This is a genomic window from Hymenobacter qilianensis (assembly GCF_014489555.1).
Classification (GTDB): domain Bacteria; phylum Bacteroidota; class Bacteroidia; order Cytophagales; family Hymenobacteraceae; genus Hymenobacter; species Hymenobacter qilianensis.
Window position 1 is genome coordinate 65,765 of the sequence record NZ_CP060787.1, and the last position, 6,291, is coordinate 72,055.

6 protein-coding genes are annotated in these 6,291 nt (G+C 60.4%); 1 reads left to right on the forward strand and 5 read right to left on the reverse strand.

Features of this window, described 5'->3' with window-relative positions; all coding sequences use genetic code 11:
* Nucleotides 1–20: 20 nt before the first annotated feature.
* Nucleotides 21–416 carry a di-heme oxidoredictase family protein gene (locus H9L05_RS25540; protein ID WP_262892739.1) on the reverse strand — a complete coding sequence of 132 codons (396 nt, stop codon included), beginning with the start codon at nucleotides 414–416 and terminating at the stop codon, nucleotides 21–23.
* 270 nt (nucleotides 417–686) lie between these two features.
* Nucleotides 687–1,277: a di-heme oxidoredictase family protein gene (locus H9L05_RS24515; protein WP_223285046.1), complete on the reverse strand. Its 591-nt coding sequence runs from the start codon at nucleotides 1,275–1,277 to the stop codon at nucleotides 687–689.
* Nucleotides 1,278–1,645: 368 nt separating this feature from the next.
* Between H9L05_RS24515 and H9L05_RS22580 the strand changes: the two genes are divergently transcribed.
* Complete coding sequence (locus tag H9L05_RS22580; protein ID WP_187734645.1) at nucleotides 1,646–2,173, forward strand: ferritin; 528 nt, start codon at nucleotides 1,646–1,648, stop codon at nucleotides 2,171–2,173.
* A gap of 1,882 nt (nucleotides 2,174–4,055) precedes the next feature.
* Here H9L05_RS22580 and H9L05_RS25550 read toward each other — a convergent pair.
* The 3 genes from H9L05_RS25550 to H9L05_RS25560 are packed head-to-tail and all read right to left on the reverse strand — an operon-like array spanning nucleotide 4,056 to nucleotide 5,592.
* The gene (locus H9L05_RS25550) at nucleotides 4,056–4,484 is read right to left on the reverse strand and encodes a SusD/RagB family nutrient-binding outer membrane lipoprotein (protein WP_262892740.1); all 429 of its coding nucleotides are present in this window, start codon (nucleotides 4,482–4,484) and stop codon (nucleotides 4,056–4,058) included.
* A 5-nt stretch (nucleotides 4,485–4,489) separates the two neighbouring features.
* Nucleotides 4,490–4,972 (reverse strand): SusD/RagB family nutrient-binding outer membrane lipoprotein, encoded by a 483-nt coding sequence (locus H9L05_RS25555; protein WP_262892741.1) that lies wholly within the window; start codon nucleotides 4,970–4,972, stop codon nucleotides 4,490–4,492.
* Nucleotides 4,969–5,592, reverse strand: coding sequence for a SusD/RagB family nutrient-binding outer membrane lipoprotein (locus H9L05_RS25560; RefSeq protein WP_262892742.1), 624 nt, complete (start codon nucleotides 5,590–5,592; stop codon nucleotides 4,969–4,971). The genes H9L05_RS25555 and H9L05_RS25560 overlap by 4 nt, the downstream gene beginning before the upstream one ends.
* Nucleotides 5,593–6,291 lie beyond the last annotated feature (699 nt).

Sequence of the window (6,291 nt, forward strand, 5' to 3'; positions counted from 1 at the left end):
TGATAGGAAAGGGAGTCCGATTACAAGCTTTTCAGAAAGTCTACCAGCTGGCGCTGCTCGGCGGCGCTGAGCCGGTCGTACCGGTCGCGGCTGCCCGTGGCCTCGCCGCCGTGCTGAGCGATGGCGGCTTCGATGCTGCGGGCGCGGCCGTCGTGCAAGAGAAAGTAGCTGCCCCCCTGCGAGTTGGGTGAGAGGCCCAGGCCCCAGAGCGGCGGGGTGCGCCACTCGGCCGGCTGGGCGCTGCCTTCGGTGTAGCCGTCGTTGAGGCCGGGTCCCATGTCGTGCAGCAGCAGGTCGGTGTAGGCCCGCACGGGCCGGTCAGCGAGGGCCGCCACGGGGGAGTCACCGGTGCGCAGCTCCGGGGTGTGGCACTTGCCGCAGCCCACCTGCACGAACAGCTGCTCGCCGGCCAGCACGCTGACGCTGGCCTGCTCGGTTCCGCGGGGCTGGGGGCTTTCAAAAACTTGAGGTAGGCCACCACGTCCTGCACTTTCTGGTTGCTCACCTCCGGGTCGAGCACATTGTGCGTGTTCGGATCGCGGTCTTCAAAAAAAGAGATGACCCCCATATCCTGATTGTAAGCCGAGGCCGTTTGGTGCAGCAAATCGTAGGCGGCGGCTTTTTTGCCGAAGCGGCCGATGTACTTGCCCGCGCGGGGCCGGGCGGCCGGCCGCAGGGTGGCGTAGTCAGGCACCGTGATCCAGTTGGGCCGGCCGCTGATGCCATCTCCGTCGCGGTCGTGGGGTCGGCCAGGGCCAGCAGCGCGTCGTCGGGCACGGCGTCGAGGAAGCCCAGGCCGGTGTTGGCCGGGGAGTGAAGCGGCTGTGGACCACGCCGGCCGGCAGCACCTCGGGCGCAAAGCCCGGTAGGGCGCGGTGCTGGAGCTGCGGCCCCTGGCGTCCGGCGAAGGGATTGCCCGTGCTGTCCACCTGCCCAAAGCGGGTGAGCGTGGTGGTGGGGTGGCCCTTGCCGTCGCCCGCGTGGCAGCTGCCGCAGCTGTTGCTCACGAACAGCGGGCCCAGGCCGGTGGCACTGGTAAACACCTCGTCGTTGAAGGCCACGTCGCCGCGCAGAAACTGCCCCGACTGTTCCGTAGTGAGGCCTTCCACCGGGCCGTCGAGCAGGGAGTCCTCGGGCGGGGGGCCGTCATCAGGGTTTCGCAGGAAGCCAGCAGCGCGAGGGCGGGTGCCAGCCAAAACAAGGAGAAAGCTTTTCGACCCATAAGCGAGAGAAGGTACCGGGCAGGGGTTCGGCCGAGACTCTCCTAAAGGTATCAATTATTTTTAGACTACTCTAAAAATTTGTTTCGGGTTTGCTAAACCAGTCCTATTCGAGGTGATGCTGCCAGGGTAATTTTTTGAATGCCCGGCGCAAGGCGAAGGCCGCGGGGCATAGGGGCAGTAACCGCGGAAGGTGATTTAAGAAGGATGGGCAGAAGAAGGCTGTATAGTTCATGGGTTAGGGCAACCAAATCCAGCAGGACGTCGCCCGACCAGCGGCATACCTATGACCAGACCTAGTGGTGGGGTAGGCGTTGCGCTGGACCAGGCGCGAAGCCCTTTGCGCGCAAATTACGTACGGGTACCAAGGCGGCTCGTGACCCGCCCTTAGGAACCTCTTCCTCGTCTTATCCCGCTGCCTGGCCATGCTCACTGCTCCCATCAAAGACGCGCTCAACCAACAAATTGCCATGGAGGCGCAATCGTCTCAGGCCTACCTGGCCATGGCCTCTTGGGCCGAAATTCAGCCCGGTCTGGACGGGGTGACTACCTTCTTCTACCAGCAAAGCCAGGAGGAGCGGGTGCACATGCTCAAGCTCATCCGCTACGTCAACGAGCGGGGTGGCTTTGCCGTGGTGCCTGCCCTGGCGCAACCCGTCATCACCTTCCAATCCCTGCAGCGGGTCTTTCAGGACTTTCTGCAGCACGAAATCGCCGTCTCCACCAGCATCAACGAGCTGGTGGGCTTGGCCCTGCAGGAGCGGGACTTCGCCACCCACAACTTTCTGCAGTGGTACGTCTCGGAGCAGCTGGAGGAAGAAGCGCTGGCCCGCACCCTCAACGACAAGCTCGAGCTAGTCGGGGACGACAAAAGCGGCATTTACCTCTTTGATAAGGACATCCTGCTCTTTCGCGGCCATGTGGCCTCTAAGGGCAACGCCGCCCCAGGCTAAGGACAAATCCGTTCGCAGGGGGACTTCCCTCCTAGCAGGCCTACAACACAGGTCATAGGACCTAGACAGTGGGTGGGGACGCCATGAAGAATAGCGCTCCCGGTGGTGGCGCGTGTGTCCTAGGTTACGACAATTTGTACTAAGCCCCCTTCTCAATCACCAAAGTCGCAACAGCGGCCCGTGAATACTTTTAAACCCAGCTACTGGCACGCTCAAGCTGGTAGGCAGCGTGAACAACTTGGAGAATACCCGCTACTTCACGCGCTGGGCCACGGGCTGTCCTAGCCCCGGGATCCTGCCAAAGGACGGCCGTAGCGTCTATTTAACGGTGGTCGTTAAGTGGTAAAGACACCGTTGTTCACGCCCAGCCCGATGAAAGTTAAAAGAGCTGTCTCCGAGTATGCTCACGTCCTGCGGGCGAGGGCACGGGCTTGGGCCTCTCGCTCGCGTACGATATTATCACGCAAGGGCATCGGGACACGCTCCGTGTGGAAAGTCCGGATGAGCTGCGCATGAGTATGTGCCTAGCGTTACCGCTGTCGAGTACTAACCTTCCGGGCAGGACCAGCTAGCGACGGGATAAAGCAGTGGATTCCGGGCCGAGGTTAACAAAATGGGCATGATAAGCCTAACGGCCACGTACTGGAGGAACCGGCAGCGAAGCAAACGTTACGAAAGCATTACATTCCGTTTCTGGGCGATCGCCTGCTTTAATTTCACCGTAGCTCCTGTCCGTTTATGGTTCTTGTTGGCCAGGGCTTTCTCTTCATTCGCTAGATGTTTTTATATAACTATCATACTTATAAGATATTACTGAAAACCCTTGACTTGTATTATGTAAACCTATATCTTAACAAAGTTAAATAATTTCGGTGTTAAGTTATATTTGTTATTCCATTTAATTTTAAATACTATGAGCGACTGGACTTTAATCTACATTACGGACTCCACTGGCACGGCTGTCGTGGGGTCCGTAGCCGATCTCACAAGAGCAGTACGCGCGGGTGCCGACGTCAAGGTTATCTACAATTCGGGACCAGGCGTTTGGTGGTCACGCTATTGCGAGTCGGTTTCGACGCGCGGGACTGGCTCCGCACGCTTAGTAAGTGCTACATATATGAGGGCGGCGGACACGAGGGTCGGGGGCACCGGTTTGGAGTTCGAGGTGCCCTTTGCCGTCGAGTACCATATCTACAACTCCAACGGCGTCTACTGGATGTCCAAAGCGGGCAACAGCACGTATCGGACCGTGCCGATGCGATGGTACGTCAAGGACTATAAATTACCGTCAATATTTGACCAAATCCGCGACATCCGCGACCGGGTTTTCCGGAGAAGGACAGAGGACAGGTGATCAGGAAGCAGTCGTGCTATAAAAATAGGCTGGAATTCATAAACAATAAACCATTTTAACGGCTAAAAGGCGGCTTCGCATTGCCTTCCCATTCAACGGATAAGCGGAAGTGAATAAATGAATATACTCTCATTGCAGAGCACTACTTCCTTAAGAGAGCTGCATAGCATGAGTTACCTAGAAGGAGCGGCCCTGACTGATTTTAAAATAATTAATATTCCGTTTCTGGGCGATCTCTCGCCAAGTCTTGTGCTCCTTCTCTCGCTTTAATTTCACCATAGCCGCAGCCCGTTTATGGTTGTCATTGGCCGGGGCTTTCTCTTTGCTGGCTGCTACACTAACGGGATGTTGTTCCCTGCCTAAAAACCTCGGAAGGCTTGCGCCCGTTCCGTTTGTTCTTCTCTCCCCAGCACCTCATCCTAATGGGATGGACGCGTTACAAACCCGGGAGCGCGAGGACACGCTGTTCCAGTCTGAGCCAACCGTAGCTGCGGCCTGCCCGGGGCGTTTGTTTCTAGGTGCGAGGTCTTACTGATCCCACCACACTTTGTCCGTCAGACCATCCAGGGAGCCTTGCTTTCCAACTTCGGGGCCATTCGTGGTGCGCTCGGTTTCGGGGTAAAGCAGGCGCAGAGGGCGAGCCGTCGGGGAGGGCGCCTGGGGGGAGTTGGGCAGGGCCGCCGGGAAGCCCAGGCGCCGGTAGTCGTTCCAGGCCTCGATGCTGCTGATACTGTTCAGGGCCAGCCACTTCTGCGTAATCAGCCGCTCCAGTTTATTGGGGGCCTGATCGTAGCGGACGGTGGGCTGCGCCAGGTAGGTAGCCACGGCGGCGGCGGCGGCGGGCACCTCCAGGTAGAGAAACGACTCCCGGATAGCGGCCTCGTACAGGCTGCGGGCCGTGGCCGTCGCCAGCCAGCCGCGCTCCGCGGCTTCGGCCTGCAAAAACAAGCTCTCCATCGAGCTCAAGAGCACCGACGGCTGCTGGGCGCTCTTAAAAAGCCCCCCGCAAGGTTGTTGTTCTCGCGCGGACCCAGGAACGTAGACGTGTTGGCCCGGTTGAAGGTGGTGCCGCTGGTGGCCGGGGCGCCGAACACGACGCCCCGGTACTGGCCGGCGCTGGTGCGGGCATACAGCCGGGCCAGGCGCGGATCGTTCAGGCGCTGGTACTCGCTGAGGATAAACTCGGTAGGGCGCAGGTCGGTGAAGTTGGCCGTAACTATGCCGGCGGCCGTGCGGTAGTAGGCTTCCCAGAACGGGTTCTGCTTGCCGGCTGTGACCAGGTAGCCGGGCTGCACGTTGGCGCTTTCGCCCGCGTTCAAAAAGCCGCTGCCCTCGGCCTGAATCTTGGCCAGCTCGGCCTGCACGTAGGCGCCGGTGCCGGCCTGGCTCTGGCGGAGCAAAGCCCGCAGCTTCACGGTGTTGGCCAGCTTGAGCCAACGCGTCATGTTGCCCTGAAATACCACATCGTCGGGGCCGGGCGGGGAGCGGTTTGGGGGGCATTTTTGATGTCCTGCATGCCCTCCGTGATGAGGTCTACGGCTTTGCCGTACACCTGCTGGCCGTCTTCGTAGCGGGGCGTGAGGCGGACGGTACCTTGCAGGGCGTCGTCGAAGGGGATGTTGTTGTACAGATCGACTAGGCGCAGAAAGTGCCAGCCCTGCATGATCTTGGCGATGCCGGCGTAGTTGGGCGAGTTGGTGCCCTCGGCTTCCTGGCGCAGCAGCTGATAGGTGAGCAGGGTCGTGTAGCCGTTTTCCCAGAACGGAATACCGTCGCGGCCGTCGGTGATGGCGACCAGGCTGTAGGCTTTCTCCTTGGTGAAGAGGTTGGCGCCCTCGTTGGTGGTGCCCCAGTAGCCCCCCCACAGCGCCCCTAGCTGGTTCAAAGCCACGGTTTCTTCGTTTACCGTGCTCACTAGCGCGGCCGGCAAGCGCAGATCGGCGGGCACGGCTACGGCCTTGTTGGGGTTATCGTTGACGTCGAGAAAATCCTCGCAGGCCGTCAGGGTCAGGGTGCTCAGGGCGGCGAGGGTCAGGGTGAGCTTGGTAAGCGTGCGTTTCATCATCACAGAAATAAGCGGTGGCCGGCCGGATTAAAGCGTCAGGTTGACGGTGAAGCCCACGCTGCGGAAGGGCGGCACTTGGCGGAAGCTCAGGTAGCCTTCGGTATTGTTGTAAGAGTATTCCGGGTCGCCGTACACGTTGTCTTTGGCGCGGATGGTGAACAGGTTTTGCCCTACCACGCCCACGGTCGCTTCTTTCACTAGCTTCTGGCGGCCCAGCAGACCGGGCGGCAGGGAGTAGCTCACTTGCAGCTCGCGCAGCTTCAGGAAGTCGGCGCTGGCGGCGTAGTTTACCTGGTAGGGGGCCACGTAGCCGTTCCAGTAGGCCTTGCCGCCGCTCTGGGTGGGCACTTCAGTGTTAGGCATAAACACGCCGGGGGCCGTTTCAATCACCGAGTTGGGAATCACGAAGGGCTGGCGGTCGTACTGCACCGTGAGCGGACTGGTGCCGCTGGTAATCATGCGGTTGGCAATTTCGGAGTACAAAAAGGCCCCCTTGCGCCAGTCGAACTGGGCGGCCAGGCGCAGGCCCTTGTAGTCGAGCAGGGTGTTGAAGCCCATCTGGTAGGGCGGCACCATGGTGCCGCGGTAGGTGTCCTGGGGGGCGGCAGACGGGTAGCCGGTGCGGGCGTCCACGATAACGCGGCCCTCGGGGTCGCGGCGGTAGTCGCTGAGCTGGAGACTGGGGTACGCCTGCCCCTT

Bases quoted from the DNA above. Each gene is read 5' to 3' on its own strand.
- H9L05_RS22580 (WP_187734645.1), top strand. From the start codon at position 1,646: ATGCTCACTGCTCCCATCAAAGACGCGCTCAACCAACAAATTGCCATG.
- H9L05_RS25550 (WP_262892740.1), bottom strand. From the start codon at position 4,484: ATGGAGAGCTTGTTTTTGCAGGCCGAAGCCGCGGAGCGCGGCTGGCTG.
- H9L05_RS25555 (WP_262892741.1), bottom strand. From the start codon at position 4,972: ATGACGCGTTGGCTCAAGCTGGCCAACACCGTGAAGCTGCGGGCTTTG.
- H9L05_RS25560 (WP_262892742.1), bottom strand. From the start codon at position 5,592: ATGATGAAACGCACGCTTACCAAGCTCACCCTGACCCTCGCCGCCCTG.